General features: G+C 63.6%; 11 protein-coding genes and 12 tRNA genes. 8 read left to right on the top strand and 15 right to left on the bottom strand.

Going from position 1 to position 14,457, the window contains the following annotated elements:
* The first annotated feature begins 147 nt into the window (after positions 1-147).
* Positions 148-2,568: a DUF5682 family protein gene (locus VT84_RS29630; protein ID WP_082842040.1), complete on the top strand. Its 2,421-nt coding sequence runs from the start codon at positions 148-150 to the stop codon at positions 2,566-2,568.
* 155 nt (positions 2,569-2,723) lie between these two features.
* The gene (locus tag VT84_RS29625; RefSeq protein ID WP_052556639.1) at positions 2,724-3,884 is read left to right on the top strand and encodes a VWA domain-containing protein; all 1,161 of its coding nucleotides are present in this window, start codon (positions 2,724-2,726) and stop codon (positions 3,882-3,884) included.
* A 92-nt stretch (positions 3,885-3,976) separates the two neighbouring features.
* Here the strand turns inward: VT84_RS29625 and VT84_RS39045 are convergent, their stop codons facing one another.
* Positions 3,977-4,138: a hypothetical protein gene (locus VT84_RS39045; RefSeq protein ID WP_157469967.1), complete on the bottom strand. Its 162-nt coding sequence runs from the start codon at positions 4,136-4,138 to the stop codon at positions 3,977-3,979.
* Between the two features lie 100 nt (positions 4,139-4,238).
* Between VT84_RS39045 and VT84_RS29620 the strand changes: the two genes are divergently transcribed.
* On the top strand, positions 4,239-4,523 hold the full coding sequence (locus tag VT84_RS29620; protein WP_052556637.1) for a GIY-YIG nuclease family protein: 285 nt from the start codon (positions 4,239-4,241) through the stop codon (positions 4,521-4,523).
* A 344-nt stretch (positions 4,524-4,867) separates the two neighbouring features.
* Here VT84_RS29620 and VT84_RS29615 read toward each other — a convergent pair.
* Positions 4,868-4,939, bottom strand: a tRNA-Ile gene (locus tag VT84_RS29615).
* A 49-nt stretch (positions 4,940-4,988) separates the two neighbouring features.
* On the opposite strand from VT84_RS29615, the gene VT84_RS29610 reads away from it, so the two are divergent.
* Entirely contained in the window at positions 4,989-6,203 is a 1,215-nt protein-coding gene (locus tag VT84_RS29610) for an amidohydrolase family protein (RefSeq protein ID WP_082842039.1), read from the top strand.
* Positions 6,204-6,207: 4 nt separating this feature from the next.
* Here VT84_RS29610 and VT84_RS39040 read toward each other — a convergent pair.
* The 12 genes from VT84_RS39040 to VT84_RS29575 all read right to left on the bottom strand — a co-directional run bounded on the left by VT84_RS39040 (position 6,208) and on the right by VT84_RS29575 (position 8,245).
* A tRNA-Arg gene (locus tag VT84_RS39040) sits at positions 6,208-6,279 on the bottom strand.
* A gap of 117 nt (positions 6,280-6,396) precedes the next feature.
* A tRNA-Asn gene (locus tag VT84_RS29605) sits at positions 6,397-6,469 on the bottom strand.
* Positions 6,470-6,553: 84 nt separating this feature from the next.
* Positions 6,554-6,625: transfer RNA gene (locus VT84_RS39035), tRNA-Pro, on the bottom strand.
* Positions 6,626-6,635: 10 nt separating this feature from the next.
* A tRNA-Pro gene (locus VT84_RS29600) sits at positions 6,636-6,709 on the bottom strand.
* Positions 6,710-6,743: 34 nt separating this feature from the next.
* Positions 6,744-6,810 (bottom strand) — tRNA-Arg (locus VT84_RS29595).
* A gap of 29 nt (positions 6,811-6,839) precedes the next feature.
* Positions 6,840-6,911, bottom strand: a tRNA-Gly gene (locus VT84_RS29590).
* A gap of 120 nt (positions 6,912-7,031) precedes the next feature.
* Positions 7,032-7,104: transfer RNA gene (locus tag VT84_RS29585), tRNA-Phe, on the bottom strand.
* A 9-nt stretch (positions 7,105-7,113) separates the two neighbouring features.
* Positions 7,114-7,186 (bottom strand) — tRNA-Lys (locus VT84_RS39030).
* A gap of 154 nt (positions 7,187-7,340) precedes the next feature.
* Positions 7,341-7,415 (bottom strand) — tRNA-Gln (locus VT84_RS39025).
* Between the two features lie 13 nt (positions 7,416-7,428).
* A tRNA-Gln gene (locus tag VT84_RS39020) sits at positions 7,429-7,503 on the bottom strand.
* 41 nt (positions 7,504-7,544) lie between these two features.
* A tRNA-Asn gene (locus tag VT84_RS29580) sits at positions 7,545-7,618 on the bottom strand.
* A 321-nt stretch (positions 7,619-7,939) separates the two neighbouring features.
* On the bottom strand, positions 7,940-8,245 hold the full coding sequence (locus VT84_RS29575; RefSeq protein ID WP_052556633.1) for a hypothetical protein: 306 nt from the start codon (positions 8,243-8,245) through the stop codon (positions 7,940-7,942).
* A gap of 250 nt (positions 8,246-8,495) precedes the next feature.
* On the opposite strand from VT84_RS29575, the gene VT84_RS29570 reads away from it, so the two are divergent.
* The 3 genes from VT84_RS29570 to VT84_RS29560 all read left to right on the top strand — a co-directional run bounded on the left by VT84_RS29570 (position 8,496) and on the right by VT84_RS29560 (position 12,142).
* Positions 8,496-9,491 carry a type I phosphomannose isomerase catalytic subunit gene (locus VT84_RS29570; protein ID WP_082843447.1) on the top strand — a complete coding sequence of 332 codons (996 nt, stop codon included), beginning with the start codon at positions 8,496-8,498 and terminating at the stop codon, positions 9,489-9,491.
* Positions 9,492-9,706: 215 nt separating this feature from the next.
* A complete protein-coding gene (locus VT84_RS29565) occupies positions 9,707-11,329 on the top strand; it encodes a sigma-70 family RNA polymerase sigma factor (protein ID WP_082842038.1) in 1,623 nt (540 codons plus the stop codon).
* A 33-nt stretch (positions 11,330-11,362) separates the two neighbouring features.
* Positions 11,363-12,142 (top strand): hypothetical protein, encoded by a 780-nt coding sequence (locus VT84_RS29560; protein WP_082842037.1) that lies wholly within the window; start codon positions 11,363-11,365, stop codon positions 12,140-12,142.
* Positions 12,143-12,148: 6 nt separating this feature from the next.
* Here the strand turns inward: VT84_RS29560 and VT84_RS29555 are convergent, their stop codons facing one another.
* Complete coding sequence (locus VT84_RS29555) at positions 12,149-13,558, bottom strand: cysteine desulfurase family protein (RefSeq protein ID WP_082842036.1); 1,410 nt, start codon at positions 13,556-13,558, stop codon at positions 12,149-12,151.
* 142 nt (positions 13,559-13,700) lie between these two features.
* Between VT84_RS29555 and VT84_RS29550 the strand changes: the two genes are divergently transcribed.
* A complete protein-coding gene (locus VT84_RS29550; protein WP_082842035.1) occupies positions 13,701-14,408 on the top strand; it encodes a DNA alkylation repair protein in 708 nt (235 codons plus the stop codon).
* Positions 14,409-14,457 lie beyond the last annotated feature (49 nt).

The raw sequence follows: 14,457 nt of genomic DNA, 5'->3' as shown, positions 1-14,457 counted from the left end.
ATTTCACCGCAGAGGGCGCAGAGAGCGCGGAGAAAAGAACGGCTCTCAATCTGCGGTGAATCTGCTTTTCAAGGCTCTCTCTTGGTTTTCTCCGCGTTCTCTGCGCCCTCTGCGGTGAAATCTGCCTTCTCGAAGTTCTGGTGATTCATGTCTGCCCAACTGACCGACGCCGGTCTCGACGCCACCGAGATCGCGAAGCGCGTGGACGCCGTACTCACCGACCCGCTGTACTGGTTCCCGGTGCGGCACCACTCGCCGACCACCGCGCGCCACGTCCAGGCCGCGATCGCCGCGCGCAAGCCGAAGGTCGTGTTCATTGAGGGGCCGTTCGAGGCGAACGACCTCATCCCGCACGTCGTCGACGCGGCCACCGCGCCACCGGTCGCCATCTACTCGTCGTACCGCGACGACGACAACGTTCTCGGGCTGAACGGGTACGCGAGCGCGGCACCGGACATCCCGGCGCGGTTCGCGGTGTGGTACCCGCTCACACCGTACTCGCCCGAATACGTCGCGATGAAGACCGCCGCGACAATCAAGGCGGACGTCGTCTTCATTGACCTGCCGCACTACGCCCGCGTCGAGCGGCACGCGCCCACGCCCGAGGGCCGGCAGCCGCCGCGCGAGGCACCGGTTGTTGCGCCGAACGAGGACCGGCTCATCACGAGCAGCGGCTTCTACAAGCACCTCGCGGACGCGGCCGGCTTCAAGAGCTGGGACGAAGCCTGGGACACGCTGTTCGAGAACCCGGTCGCGGACGACTACGAAGCGTACCGCCGGGAGATGGCGACGTTCTGCTGCGCCGCCCGCGCGACCGCGGACCACGCGGCCGAGCACGCCGAGGACACCGTCGAGCGCGAGCGGCACTTCCTGAAGACGATCCGCGAAACGCTCGCGGCCCGGAAACTGAAGCCCGAAGACGCAATGGTGGTGTGCGGCGGGTTCCACCTGTTCCTCGACCGCGCGGACAAGGCCGCGCCGCCCGAGTGCCCGGCCGGAACGGTGTACACCACCGTCGTGCCGTACTCGTACTTCCGCATCTCCGAAATGTCGGGCTACGGCGCCGGCAACCGCGCGCCGCAGTTCTACCAGACGTGCTACGACCTGGTCGCGGCCGGGCGCGCGAGCGACATCGCAATGGAGCACGCGATCGCGGTGCTGCGCCACATGCGGAAGGGCGGCGACCCGCTCTCCACGGCTGATGCGATCTCGGTCACGCACCACGCCGGGATGCTCGCGCGCTTGCGGGGGCGCCCGCACCCGACGCTCGACGACATTTCCGACGCGCTCATCACGTGCTGCTGCAAGGGCAACCCGAACGAAGAAGGGACCAAACTCCGCGCCGCAATGGACGTGGCCGGGATCGGGACCAAAATCGGCAAGGTGACGTCGAAGCTCGGGCGCCTGCCGATCGTGAACGACTTCCACACGCAGATCTCCGACCTGGAACTCGGCGAGGTGCTGGGCAAAGAGAAGAAGATGTCGGTAAAGCTCGACAAGCGCGACGCGCTCGCCGCGCGCCGGTCCGCGTTCCTGCACCGCGTGTCGTACCTGAAGGTGCCGTTCGCCGGGATCGTGAATACGGGCGGCGACTTCTCCGGAACGCTGTTCCGCGAGGACTGGCACCTGAAGTGGGACCCGAAGACCGAGCCGGCGCTGATCGAGCAGAACCTGTACGGCGACACCGTCGAGGCCGCGGCCCTCAACCGCTTGCGTGAGGCGATGGCCCAGGCCGGCACGAACGCGGGCCAGACGTGCGCGCGGCTGCTCGAAGCGGTTGATATGGACATGCCCGATCTGGTGCAGGCGGCGGAAGACGCTTGCGGCGACGCCATTGATACGGACGCCTCGTTCCCTTCGCTCGCGACCGCACTCCGACATTTGGGCCGGCTCGAACAGTACGCGGTGTTCCGCGGGCTTCGGCGCAGCGTGCTCGAAGACCTGCTCACCCGGTGTTACGACCGCGCGTGTTTCGCGTTACCCGACGCCGCGAACGCCCCGGAAGAAGAACAGCAGGGCGTGGTGGACGGCCTCATCAGCGTCGCGGAGGTCGTGCTGCGCGACCCGGTCCGGTACGACCGCGTGCTATTCGCTCAGGCCGCACGAACGGCCGCGGCGAACTCGACCGTGCCGTTCCTCCGCGGCGCGTTCCTCGGGCTGCTCTGCGAAATTCGCGAACTCCCAGCTACCGCGCTCGCGGCCGAAGTCGCGAGCCTGGCACTCGCATCGGTGGAAGTCATGGTCACCGCGGGTGACCTGCTCGACGGGATGCTGGCTGTGTCGCAGACGTCGCTCATGCTCGGCGCGGAGCGCCTCGTCGCGGCGGTCGATGATCTCCTGAAGGCGGCGGAATGGGATCCGTTCCTGGTCATGCTCCCGCGACTCCGCGCCGCGATCGAGCGGCTCTCGAACCCGCAGAAGGATTCGCTCGCGGCCACCGTCGCCCGGCACTACGGGCTGGCAGGATCGGAAGATTTGCGGGCGATGAGTGGCAGCCTCGGTGCGACCGCGCTCGTGGCGCGCCTCGATGCCGCAGTCGCTGCCACATTGAAAGACTGGCCGCTGTAATTGAAAACGTGTTTCACCGCAGAGAGCGCAGAGAACGCGGAGAAAGACGGAACGGAAAGTAAATCCTTCCTGTCTTTGCTTTTCTCCGCGCTCTCACGTGCCCTCTGCGGTGAATCCTCTGAATTCGATCGCATCCGATTCATCCGAGGCTTCTCGTGTCCGATCCTCACACCCTGGCGCGCTGGCGGCTCGTGCTCGGCCGGACCGCCGAACAGCACGGCATCAACTGCGGCGGTAACGGCGAGGCCGAGCGCATCGAGGAACTCGTGGGGTTCCTCTTTGAACCCGGCGCGGGCGACGGGTCCGGCAGCCACGGGCGCGGGGGGCGCGGAGGTGGGCGCCGGTCGTCCGGTCGCGCGGGTGGCAGCGGTGGACCGCAACTCACCGTGCCCGATTGGGTGGACCAGGTCAACGAACTGTTCCCCAACCAGTCCAAAGAGGTGATGCAGAAGGAACTCGTCAAGCGCCGCGGGATCTCGGAACTGATGGAGAAGCCCGAGCTGCTCGAAAAGATCGAGCCGAACATGGAGCTGGTGAAAACGCTCCTCACGCACCGCGACCTGCTGAACGAGAAGACACGCATCCTGGCTCGCAAGATCATTGAGCAGGTGGTCGAAGAGTTAAGGCGCAAGATGCAGGTGCAGGTGGAGCAAGCCATTACGGGTGCGATTCGGAAGGACCGTCACTCGCCGCGGAAGGTGTACCGGAACCTGGATCTGAAGACCACGCTCCGGCGCAACCTGAAGAACTACGACCCGGACACGGGCAAGTTGCTCGTGGACCGCGTGTTCTTCTACGCGGCCGAGCGCAAGAAGAAGCCCTGGCACGTGATCGTCGTGGTGGACCAGTCCGGGTCCATGCTCGAAAGCGCGATCTTCTCCGCGGTGATGGCGTCCATCTTCGCTGAACTCCCGGCGGTGAAGACCTCGCTCGTGCTGTTCGATACCGAGGTGGTCGACCTCTCCGATCAGGTCGGGCAACCGGTGGACGTGCTGCTCTCGATTCAGCTCGGCGGCGGAACGGACATCACGAAGGGGCTGATGTACGCGAACGAACTCGTGCGCCAGCCGGGGCGCACGATCGTGGTGCTCATTACGGACTTCTACGAGGGGCGCGACGAAAAAGATCTCGTGGACCAAACGCGCCTCATGGCCGATAGCGGGGTCCGCATGATCGGCCTGGGCGCGCTGGGGTACGATGCGCGCCCCTCGTACAACAAGCCGACCGCACAGAAGCTCACGAAAGTGGGGATGGACGTGCTCGTTTGCACGCCGGAGAAGCTCGCCGAGTGTATGGCCCAAATCATTCGGGGCTGAGAGACGGGAACAAAGTGAACGGGCCGAGGGTGATGTCCCTCGGCCCGTTCTGTTCTCGCGGCGTCTACTTCTCGACCTGGGACGCGGAACGCTCACGGCATCGCCGCGGCCGCGAACAACTTCGCGACGGCGGAACCGCGACCGGCGAGGTTGATCCAGTCCGCCGTCGCGAAGTTGTTCGCGGCCGCGAAAGCGGTGCTGGAACAGCGTTCCCCGAGATGGGTGGGTAGGTGTGTGCTCGGACGACGCAACATCGTCCTGTCGCAGAGCGACGAGCTAAACCAACCACGAGAATGAACCGAAGATACCTCCTGCCGAGAGTGTTCGCAATCACCGTTCTCAAGGAGTCGAGGTGTGCCGCAGGCGAAGAAATCGCGCTGGGTGGTCTACATCCTGCGGTGCGCGGACGGTACGCTGTACACCGGCATCACCACCGATTTGGAGCGCCGGCTCGGTCAGCATAATGCGGGGACCGCGTCCAAATACACGCGAGCGCGCCGGCCGGTCGCGGTGGCGTACCGCACAACGGTGAAAACGCACGGCGACGCGCTCCGCCGGGAACTCGCGATCAAGAAGCTGACGCGAACGGCGAAAGACGCGCTCATCGCGAAACAGGTGAAGCGCCGAAAACGTGCGTGACAACAACTCGAAGGACACCGATGAACCGTTCCCTCTCCCGGATCGCGGTTGGTGCGTTGTGCTCGTTCCTGCTGTGTGGCGCTCTCCGCGCCGAAACCCCGGTTCCCGCGGAGTCGGCTGACGCGGCGCGGAAGCGGCACGAGCGCGTCGCGGAGCGCCGAAAGAGACCGGGCGCTTCAGTTCCTCCGGTATCTTCGCGCGACGCGCTTGCGATGCTGGCCTCTTGGTTTTGCGCTTCGCCCGGAGTGCGGCTCCGAGTTTCGGGGTAGTGCACCCCGAAACCGACCGCTCGATAGATCCGGGACGTGAGCGTAAAGTGTTGGAAATTGCAACATTTCGTCGAGTAGGTCGGGTGGGAATCGAACCCACGATTCTGCGCTTATCAGACGCAGGCCTTACCACTTGGCGACCGACCTATAATTCTCATCTCGTCTCGATCCGTTGAGCACCGCTCGGGTCCGATCCATGTCGGAGCGTACCGAATCGCGAACGTTCACCGCGCGCTGGGTGTTCCCCGTTAGTGGAACTCCCTTGCCCAACGGGACCGTCACCGTTCGCGGCGAGCGCATCGAAGCCGTGCTTCCCCACGGCGCACGTACACCGGATGAAGACCTCGGCAATGCGGCGATCATTCCCGGTCTGGTGAACCCGCACACGCACCTCGACTTGAGCGGCGCACGCGGACTAATTCCTCCCACCGACGCGGATCACTTCACGGACTGGCTCCGCGGGGTGATCGATTACCGCCGCACGCGGACCCCGGAGCAAACACAATCCGACATCCGCGCCGGCCTCACCGAATGCCTGCGCCACGGCACCACGCTCATCGGCGACATCGCCTCCGAAGGCGCGAGCTGGGACGCACTCGCGGGCGCGCCAACGCGGGCCGTAGTGTTTCGCGAGTTCATCGGGCTGGGCCTGGAACGCGCGGCCGCGGCGGTCACCGCTGCCGAAGCCGCTACCAAGTCGCTCGCTCAAACTCCGAACTGCCGCATGGGGTTCAGTCCTCACGCGCCGTACAGCGTTCGGCAAACGTTGTTGGAGCAGGTGACCGAACTGGCGCGCTTCCATCACCTTCCCGTTGCGGTACACCTCTCCGAATCGCCGGGTGAAATCGAATTACTTCAACGCCACTCCGGTCCCTTCCGGACGTTCCTCCAGGATCTCGGCATTTGGCACGCCGATGCATTGAGCGAATCACCGGACGCTTGGATCACGCGCCAATTTCGTTGCGCCCCCGATCTCTACATTCACGCGAACTACCTGGCTTCGACGCTCCGTATTCCGGAGAACGGGTCCGTCGTCTATTGCCCCCGCACGCACGCGGCGTTCGGGCACGCGCCGCACCCGTTCCGGGAGTTCCTCGCACGGGACGTTCGCGTGTGCCTGGGAACGGACAGCCTCGCATCGAACCCCGACCTCGACGTCCTGAGCGAAGCGCGGTTCGTGCGCACGCGGTACCCCGACTTCCCGGGCGATCAGTTGTTGCGAATGGTCACGCTCTCGGGCGCGGAAGCACTCGGCTGGGCGGACGAAACCGGCAGCCTCGAAGCCGACAAGAGCGCGGACCTCGTGGTCGTACCGCTCCCGAACACGGATATCAGCGACCCGCACGAACTCGTGCTCGCGGACCACGCAGGCGATCGGCGCACGATGTTCCGCGGCGCGTGGCGAACCTGACCAGTGCCCCGTGAAGGAATCGAACCTTCACAACCGGGTTTCGTAGACCCAGCGCCGCAAATCCGTCGGACGGGGCGGTGTATTCGTTCCAAGTTTCAGAGTTTCAAGTTCCAGAGCTGAAGACAAAATCAGTCGCCTTTGCGTTTTCAACTTGGAACTTTTGGAACTCTGGAACTTGGAACTCCACATACAGAGGGTCGGGTGGGAATCGAACCCACTACACGCGGGTTAACAGCCCGCCGCTATTCCGTATCAGCTTCCGACCCATAACGCGCAGTACACCGTGCTGGAGTCGAACCAGCTAACCGGGCTTCGGAGGCCCAGTGCCGCAGCCCTCGGACGGTGCGCAGTCAGGACGGCAGGAATCGAACCTACTTGAACGAGTTCCCAAGACTCGCGGCCAACCAATGGCCCACGTCCTGAAACCGACAGTCGGGAAGACAGGAGTCGAACCTGCGATTTCGTGCTTCCGACGCACGCGGCCACTCCACCTGGCCCACTTCCCGAAATTGCCCGCGCGAGTCCCAGAGGCGGTGAAAGTTACGACCGGATTCGCACCGGCAACTTCCCGCTCCGAAAGCGAGTGCTCTTCTAATTGAGCTACGTATGTACGCCCCTGATATCGGGCGCGGGCAGAGCGTTCGGCGGGATTTGAACCCGCGCGTCCTGGTTGGGAACCAGGCAGGCTACCGCTGACCTCACGAACGCATTTTCTCGAATTCGGAGCGCGGAGTTCGGAACGTGGAACGAAAGATCAACACCCTGCGGTTTGTTCGTCTTCGTTCGTTTTTACTCCGCGTTCCGCGCTCCGCGCTCCGAATTCGTTAGTCCCGGCGGCTGGAGTCGAACCAGCTCCTCCGCGTTTTCAGCGCGGCGCTTCAACCGTGTTAGCTTCACCGAGAGTCACCAGTACCTCGCCAGGGGATCGAACCCTGCATCAGCCGGTTAAAAGCCGGCGGCTTCACCATTGAAGCGTGCGAGGCATTTCGAGCGCGGAGTTCGGAGCGCGGAACGAAAGATCAATACTCCGCAGTTCGTTCGTTTTCGTTCGTTTTCACTCCGCGTTCCGCGCTCCGAACTCCGCGCTTCTCAAGTTCCGCGCTCCGAACTCCGCGCTTCTCAAGCTCCGCAGTCAGGTTCCGGGGGCTGGAATCGAACCAGCGCCATTCACCTTCAAAGGGTGACATCAGTACCAGCACTGAATCCCCCGGAATCGATCGCACAGTTGCCGGGGCTGGAATCGAACCAGCGTCGTCCACCTTCAGAGGGTGGCATCAGTACCAGCACTGAATCCCCGGCAATACGGGGCCGTTCGTGAGCGCAACGGCCCATCGCTATCAGCAGCGGTGGTAGGAATCGAACCTACAAATTACGCCTTAACAGGGCGCCGCCTTACCATTCGGCTCCACACCGCTGTACGTGCAAAAACACCATCGGCCGGGCACCCCTGAGTGGAGATGCCCGGCCGATGGGTGTTGAACCCCGTTCGGTATGGCATCATCCGGTTCGGATGGTAATCTGGGTGCGGAACTGATTCGGGAATTGATTGGGTCGATTAAACGGCCCGAACCCGAACCCGCGTTGTTGCGGTCGTTGGGGGTTACGCGGCTGTTTAATAAACCCGGTCATGGCTCGTTCCTGGTTCGATGTTAGCTAGTCACACCTATAGACGCGGCGCACACCCGATGGTTCGCGGTGTGCGCCGATTTTTTGCGATTCGATCGCTTACGGCTCACTTACCACGGGCGGCGGCGGTCCTCGACCACTTCGATCCGCGCCCGGTGCCCGCGGCTCTCCAGGAACCGTTCGACGCGCTCGGCCTCGCGCCGCGTTTCGTACCGCCCGTACCGCTCCCAGTACCCGAAGTGCCCGCCGCGCTTCACGAACACCACGTAGTCGTGGTCGTGCCGCTGGTGCGGCGGGACGAACCCGCCGTTCGAGGGGCCGACCGGACCGCGGAACGGCTCGCCGGCCGTCGCCGTTTGGGTACCGAACCCGATCGCCGTTGCCGCCACCGCGCCAAGAACCAATTTGCGGATCATTTTTATCTCCATCCCGAAGTCATCGGGAGCTTGTGTTTTCCGGCGGTTTTCGTTATCCGCCAGTTCCTCTCAAGTAACGAGGCGTAATAGCCGACTTGCGCCCTACGGTTGCATTGTTGAGAAATGCCCGACCGCGTATTGTGAAGGAAATGGGATGTACGGCGAAGGAAACGCGGAATTAACGGCCGTTCACCGGGATCAGGATGATGTGGGCCGGTTTTTGCTCCCGGCCGTCGGAAGGAAGCCGCGGATGGCGCGACCACCGCTATACCCTTTGCGGTTTGAGCCGATTTTCACCACGAATTTGTGGGGCGGGCGCCGGCTGCCCGCGTTCCTGAATCGCACCGTTACACACACCGATCCCATCGGCGAAGCGTGGATTCTGAGCGACGTGGACGGCAGCCCCAGCCGCGTTGTCGACGGTCCGCTCGCCGGTTCCACACTCCGAGAAGTGTTTTCCGCCGATCCGTGTCGCATCGTCGGCGGGGCTAAGGCCCCGCAGGGGCGGTTCCCGCTCCTGTTGAAGTTCCTTGATGCCAGACAAGAACTCTCGGTGCAAGTCCACCCGAACGACTCGCAGGCCGCGCTCCTCGGGCCGGGCAAGTTCGGCAAAACCGAAGCGTGGGTTGTTCTCGAACGCGACCCGGTAACGAGTCGGCTCTTTGCCGGGTTTGCCGAGGGCGTTCGTGCGAACGACTTCCGCGCCGCACTCGCCACAAAGACCGCCCCGCGCACGCTCCACAGTTTCACGCCGAACACTGGCGACTGCGTGTTCCTCGAAGCAGGTACCGTTCACGCGATCGGCTCGAATCTGCTCCTGTTTGAAGTGCAGCAGACGAGCGACATCACCTATCGCCTGTACGACTGGGACCGCGTCGACGCGAAGACCGGTCAACCGCGTCAACTCCACATCAACGAAGCCCTGGCGTGCGCGGATTTTGGGCGCGGCCCGTGCTATCCCGTTGGCCCGTCAGTTGTTGTGAGCAATGGCGTGCGTCGCGAGGGCCTAGTGACGTGTGCGCACTTCACCCTGGAGCGGCTCACCAGTGCGGTTCCGTTCCGCGTGGGGGCGAAGAACCAGTGCCGCGCGGTCGTGTGCGTGAATGGGCACGGCGAACTCGAATCGGCCGGCGTCCGGTACCCGATCCGCACGGGCGACGTGTACTTGCTCCCTGCGGAAGTCGGCACGGCTATCGTGGTACCAGCGACCGAAGTGACCCTCCTCGAATGCGGTCTGCCTGTTTGAAGGCGATCGAAGAGCCGCGGATGACGCAGATCACGCGGATTAAAACCAAGGATTGATTTTAAGAGATCTATTTGGCTTTAATTCGCGTGATCTGCGTCATCCGCGGCTCTGCTTCTTGGGGCATCTGCGGTTCTTCGATTCCTCCGCGCATTTTTCTGAGCACCTCGCGCCGCGGGCGGACATGATAGGGTAGACGCTCGTTCGGAGTGCTCCCAATGTCGGCCCGCCTTCGACTCCCCAGCCTGCTCCCCGCGCTCGACGATCGCGCACTACTGAGCCGCTTCACCGAGCAACACGACCAACCCGCGTTCGAGCAGTTGGTGAAGCGGCACGGCCAGCTCGTGTTCGGTGTGTGTCGGCGGACGGTTCGTGACACGCACCTCGCCGAAGATGCGTTCCAAGCGGTTTTTCTCGTTCTCGCTCGTAACCCCCGGGGCGCTGCGGAAGCGATTTCGGTGGGCGGGTGGTTGTTCGGTGTCGCCCGGCGCATTGGTCTCGCGGCCCGTCGGCAGGAACAGCGCCGGGAGAAGCGCGAGCAGAAGGCGACCACCGAGGAGCGGATCGAAGAGGCGCCGCGAGCCGACTTCAATGACGTCCTCCGGGTTTTGGACGAAGAACTCGCCGCGATACCAGACGAATCGCGTGCCGCGCTGGTCGCGTGCTTCCTCGAAGAGCGCACGCACGACGAAGCCGCACGCGAACTCGGCTGGAGCCTCAGCACGCTCCGGCGCCGACTCGATCGCGGGAAGGAATTACTGCGCTCGCGCTTGGCTCGACGCGGTGTCACGCTCGCGGTCGGTTTGCTCACCGGTGCCCTCGCGTCGCCGGCACGCGCGGCAACACTCACTCCCGTGCCTTCGCCCACGAGTGTCGCACTCGCGACCGAAGCGCTGAAACGCGGTATTGGTACGAAACTGTGGGCCACGACGGTGGGCGCGGTTCTCGCGGTCAGTGGGATCGCGTTTGGTGTGGCTTACGAACCGAACAATCCGCTGGTTCCGCCGTCCGATCCGGTTGCAGAACGCTCAGAAGCGCCGAAAACGCAGCTCGACGCGGCACCCGCTCCGCACGCGGTCGCCAAGCCGTGGGTGACCGTGTCGGGGCGCATCGTGTTCCCCAAGGAACGGGTGATTCCGGACCCGCGTTTGGTTCCGACTAATGGAATTCAGGACGCCGAGGTGTGGAAGTCGTTCGCACCGTTGCGGTACGAGGACACGATCATTAACGACAAGAACCGCGGGATCGCGAACGTGGTGGTGTGGTTGCGCCCGGACTCGGACGACCGGAAGGCGAGTTTCTCGCGGGAGAAGATCCGCCCGCTTCTCGTTGATCCGGAGGCTCAGGAGCACCACGTGGTCGCGGTGGCCGGGCAGTTCCTCCCGCGAACGCTGGCCGTGCGAGCCGGGGACCGCGTGACCTTTACCAACCGGCTGAAGGTGCCCACCAACATCCGCTACACTGCGGCGATTTCCGATATGGCCAGCACGATGCGCGAATTCAACGTCCTGGTCACCAACGACACGAGCCGAACTTCGGAACCGGTGCCCACACTGCAAATGCCGGACTCGTTCCGGTCCACCGTTCACCCGTGGATGACCGGTTTCGTGTGGGCGTTCGATCACCCGTACTTCGCAGTTACCGACGCGAGCGGCCGGTTCACGATCGAGAACGCCCCCGCCGGCAAGTGGCGGTTGGTCGCGTGGCACGAAGTGCCCGGCTTCCTGGGCGGCGCGCCCGGCCGGTTCGGTGAGAAAATAACAATCTCCGAGAGCCGCGCGGGGACACTCGAACTCGATCCGCGCGAGTTCGAGAGCCGAGTCTGGTCCGCCAAAAAGTAACGTTTCCCGTTTCTATTACTCCGAGGTGCCCTGATGCGACTCTTATTGTCGTGCGTGTGCTGCTGCGCGCTCGTATCCGTTGCAAGTGCGCAACAACAGTGGGTGACGGTCAAAGGACAGGTAGTGTTCCCAGCCAATAAGCCGATCCCGAAACCGGCCGCACTGAAAGTGGATGTAGACAAGAAGGAATGCCTCGCAAAGGGGGCGGTCCTCGACGAGTCGATTCTGGTGAACCCCAAGAACCGTGGGATCAAGAACGTGGTTGTGTACTTGCGCCCCAATAATCCCAATTTGAAGGCCGATTTCGCCGCGAATCAGATTCACCCGGCCGACGCAAAGCGCAAGCCCGAAGAGGTCGTTATCGATCAGCCGTGCTGCGCGTTCGTGAAGCGCGTGACCGTTGCTCGGGTCGGCGACACGATCGTGGTGAAGAACCCGGCCCCCATCGCGCACAACTTCTTCTGGGACACCGCCAACAACGGCACCCATAACCCGACGATCGCCAAGCAGACGGACTGGACGATGCCGAACCCACTGGTGAAGGAGACGACACCGATTCAGTACAAGTGCACGATTCACCCGTGGATGGCGGGTTATGTGCGCATTTTCGATCACCCGTATTACGCGATCACCGACGAGGACGGGAAGTTCGAGATCAAGAACGCGCCGGTCGGTAACTTCCAGATCGTGTACTGGCACGAAAACGGGGTCCGTGGCGGCGCAAAAGGACGAGCCGGCGAAGCCATCCAAATTGCCGGGGCGGGGGCGACGATGGAGATGAAGCCCACCGACTTCGACGTGTCCCCGAAGTAGTCCCACTCACGCGCGCGTCGCCGACACGCATTTGGCGATGCGCGCCGCGGCGTCGTCGATTTCTTCACTAGTTTGCGCGGGTGAAAAGCTGAATCGCAGTGCAGATTTCAGCACCTCGTCCGATACTCCCATCGCGCGCAGAACGGGGCTTGGGAGCAAACTGCCGCTCGAACACGCGGACCCGGTCGCACATGCGACGCCCGCGAGGTCGAGCGACATCAGCAGTAAGTCCGACCGGCACCCGGGGAACGAAACGTTCAGGGTCGTCGGCACCACATCGGGCGCGCCAATCTCCGGGCCGTTGAGCACTGCAGGTGGACACGTGCGTTCCAGTGTGGTCCACAACCGCGCGCGGTGCGATTCCAGCTTCGCGCGATTGGCGGCCATGTTTCGCGTCGCAAGTTCTAACGCGACCGCCATCCCCACCGCGAGCGCGACCGGCTCCGTGCCCGGGCGCCGGCCCTGTTGCTGGTGCCCGCCGTAGGTGAGGGGCGTCAGCGACGTGCCGCGTTTCGCGAGCAGCACGCCGACGCCCTTTGGTCCACCGAATTTGTGCGCACTGGCCGTAAGCGTGGTCGCTCCGAGTTCGCGGAAGTTCACTGGCATTTTGCCGACTGCCTGCACCGCGTCGCAGTGCAATCGCGCGCCCTTCGGCAGCACTAGCGCGATCTCGCGCACCGGTTGAATCGCGCCCGTTTCGTGATTCGCGAGCATCACGCAGACAAGTGCCCCCGCTTGTGCTGTGATCGCGCCCGACTCAATGACTCCCCGCGTATTCGCGGGCAGCCACTCGACGCTGACCCCGAGCGACTCCAGGTGACGCAGCGGCTCAACGACGCACGGGTGTTCGAGGCGGGACGAAACGCAACCTACCCCCCCATCCCCCCTCGCTCCTGGTGAGGGAGAACCCCCTGCGGGTTCCCCCTGCAACCCCCTCCTGTCAGGGAAGGGGGAGCTGGCGCGCATTTTCTCTGTGCTAGGGGCTGCGTCTACCGACAATTCTTTCTCCCCCTTCCCTTTAGGGAGGGGGGATGGGGGGGGAGGTTCTGGCTGTAACCCCTCCCCAACCCCTCCCCCAAGGGGAGAGGGGCTTAAAACCATCGATGGTTCGGTTCCCCCTTCCTTCTTAGGGAAGGGGGTTAGGGGGTTAGGTTGCCTTTGCTTCCCCATCAGCCCGAAGATCGCGAGGTTGTTCGCTTCGGTCGCGCCGCTGGTGAACGTCACCTCGTCCGGGTGCGCGCCCAACAGACCCGCGATCTTCTCGCGCGCGTCTTCGAGTGCCTGGCGCGCTTTGCGCCCGGTCGCGTGCGCGGACGACGGGTTCCCGAACGTCTCCGTCATCAGCGGGCGCATCGCGTCCCACACTTCGGGCAGGAGCGGCGTGGTCGCGTTGTGGTCGAGGTAAATCGCGCTCATCCCCTAATTGTAAGTCGATTCCGGAGCCGCGGATCAACGCAGATTGACGCGGCTCAGAAAACCGAAGAGAGTTGGCGCACTCGCTTTGTTTTGATCTGCGCTTATCCGTGTTAATCCGTGGCGAACTCTTTCGGGGTGTTTCATGACCGCGAACGAAGTGATGGCACAACTCAAGAAACTCGGGAGCGAACAAACCAAGAAGACGCTCATGAAGCACGGGGCGAAGGAGCCGTTCTTCGGGGTGAAGGTCGCCGACCTGAAGGTGCTGCAAAAGAAGATCAAAACGGACCACGCACTCGCGCTCGAACTCTACGACACCGGCAACTCCGATGCGATGTACCTCGCGGGCCTCGTCGCCGACCCCGAAGCCGTGACCAAGGCGCAACTCCAGAAGTGGGTGAAGGGGGCGTACTGGTACATGCTCAGTGGGTTCACGGTGCCGTGGGTGGCGTCCGAGTCGCCGTTCGGCCGCGAACTCGCGCTCGATTGGATCGACAGCGACGCCGAGCAGATCGCGAACGCCGGGTGGTCGACCTACGGGTGCGTTCTCTCCATCAAGCCGGACGCGGAACTCGATCTGCCCGAGATCGAGAAGTTACTGAAACGCATCACGGCGGAAATCGGCAGCGCGACGAACCGCGTGCGGTACGCGATGAATGCGTTCGTGATTTCGGTCGGGGGGTACGTCGCGCCGCTCACGGCGAAGGCGAAAGCGGCCGCGAAAGTGATAGGAGCGGTCGAGGTGGATATGGGTGATACGTCGTGCAAGGTGCCGGACGCGACCGCTTACATCGCGAAGATCGAACAGATGGGCCGCGTTGGGAAGAAACGCAAGCACGCGGCTTGCTGAACGAGGACGCGGTATGGTGTGACCGATTGCCACACCACACCGCGTGCTC

Source organism: Gemmata sp. SH-PL17 (genome assembly GCF_001610855.1).
GTDB classification, from domain to species: Bacteria; Planctomycetota; Planctomycetia; order Gemmatales; family Gemmataceae; genus Gemmata; species Gemmata massiliana.
Note: the sequence above shows the minus strand (reverse complement) of the source record. Positions and strands in the feature narration are given on the sequence as shown.

Bases quoted from the DNA above. Each gene is read 5' to 3' on its own strand.
- VT84_RS29630 (WP_082842040.1), top strand. From the start codon at position 148: ATGTCTGCCCAACTGACCGACGCCGGTCTCGACGCCACCGAGATCGCG.
- VT84_RS39045 (WP_157469967.1), bottom strand. From the start codon at position 4,138: ATGTTGCGTCGTCCGAGCACACACCTACCCACCCATCTCGGGGAACGC.
- VT84_RS29610 (WP_082842039.1), top strand. From the start codon at position 4,989: ATGTCGGAGCGTACCGAATCGCGAACGTTCACCGCGCGCTGGGTGTTC.
- VT84_RS29575 (WP_052556633.1), bottom strand. From the start codon at position 8,245: ATGATCCGCAAATTGGTTCTTGGCGCGGTGGCGGCAACGGCGATCGGG.
- VT84_RS29570 (WP_082843447.1), top strand. From the start codon at position 8,496: ATGGCGCGACCACCGCTATACCCTTTGCGGTTTGAGCCGATTTTCACC.
- VT84_RS29565 (WP_082842038.1), top strand. From the start codon at position 9,707: ATGTCGGCCCGCCTTCGACTCCCCAGCCTGCTCCCCGCGCTCGACGAT.
- VT84_RS29560 (WP_082842037.1), top strand. From the start codon at position 11,363: ATGCGACTCTTATTGTCGTGCGTGTGCTGCTGCGCGCTCGTATCCGTT.
- VT84_RS29555 (WP_082842036.1), bottom strand. From the start codon at position 13,558: ATGAGCGCGATTTACCTCGACCACAACGCGACCACGCCGCTCCTGCCC.
- VT84_RS29550 (WP_082842035.1), top strand. From the start codon at position 13,701: ATGACCGCGAACGAAGTGATGGCACAACTCAAGAAACTCGGGAGCGAA.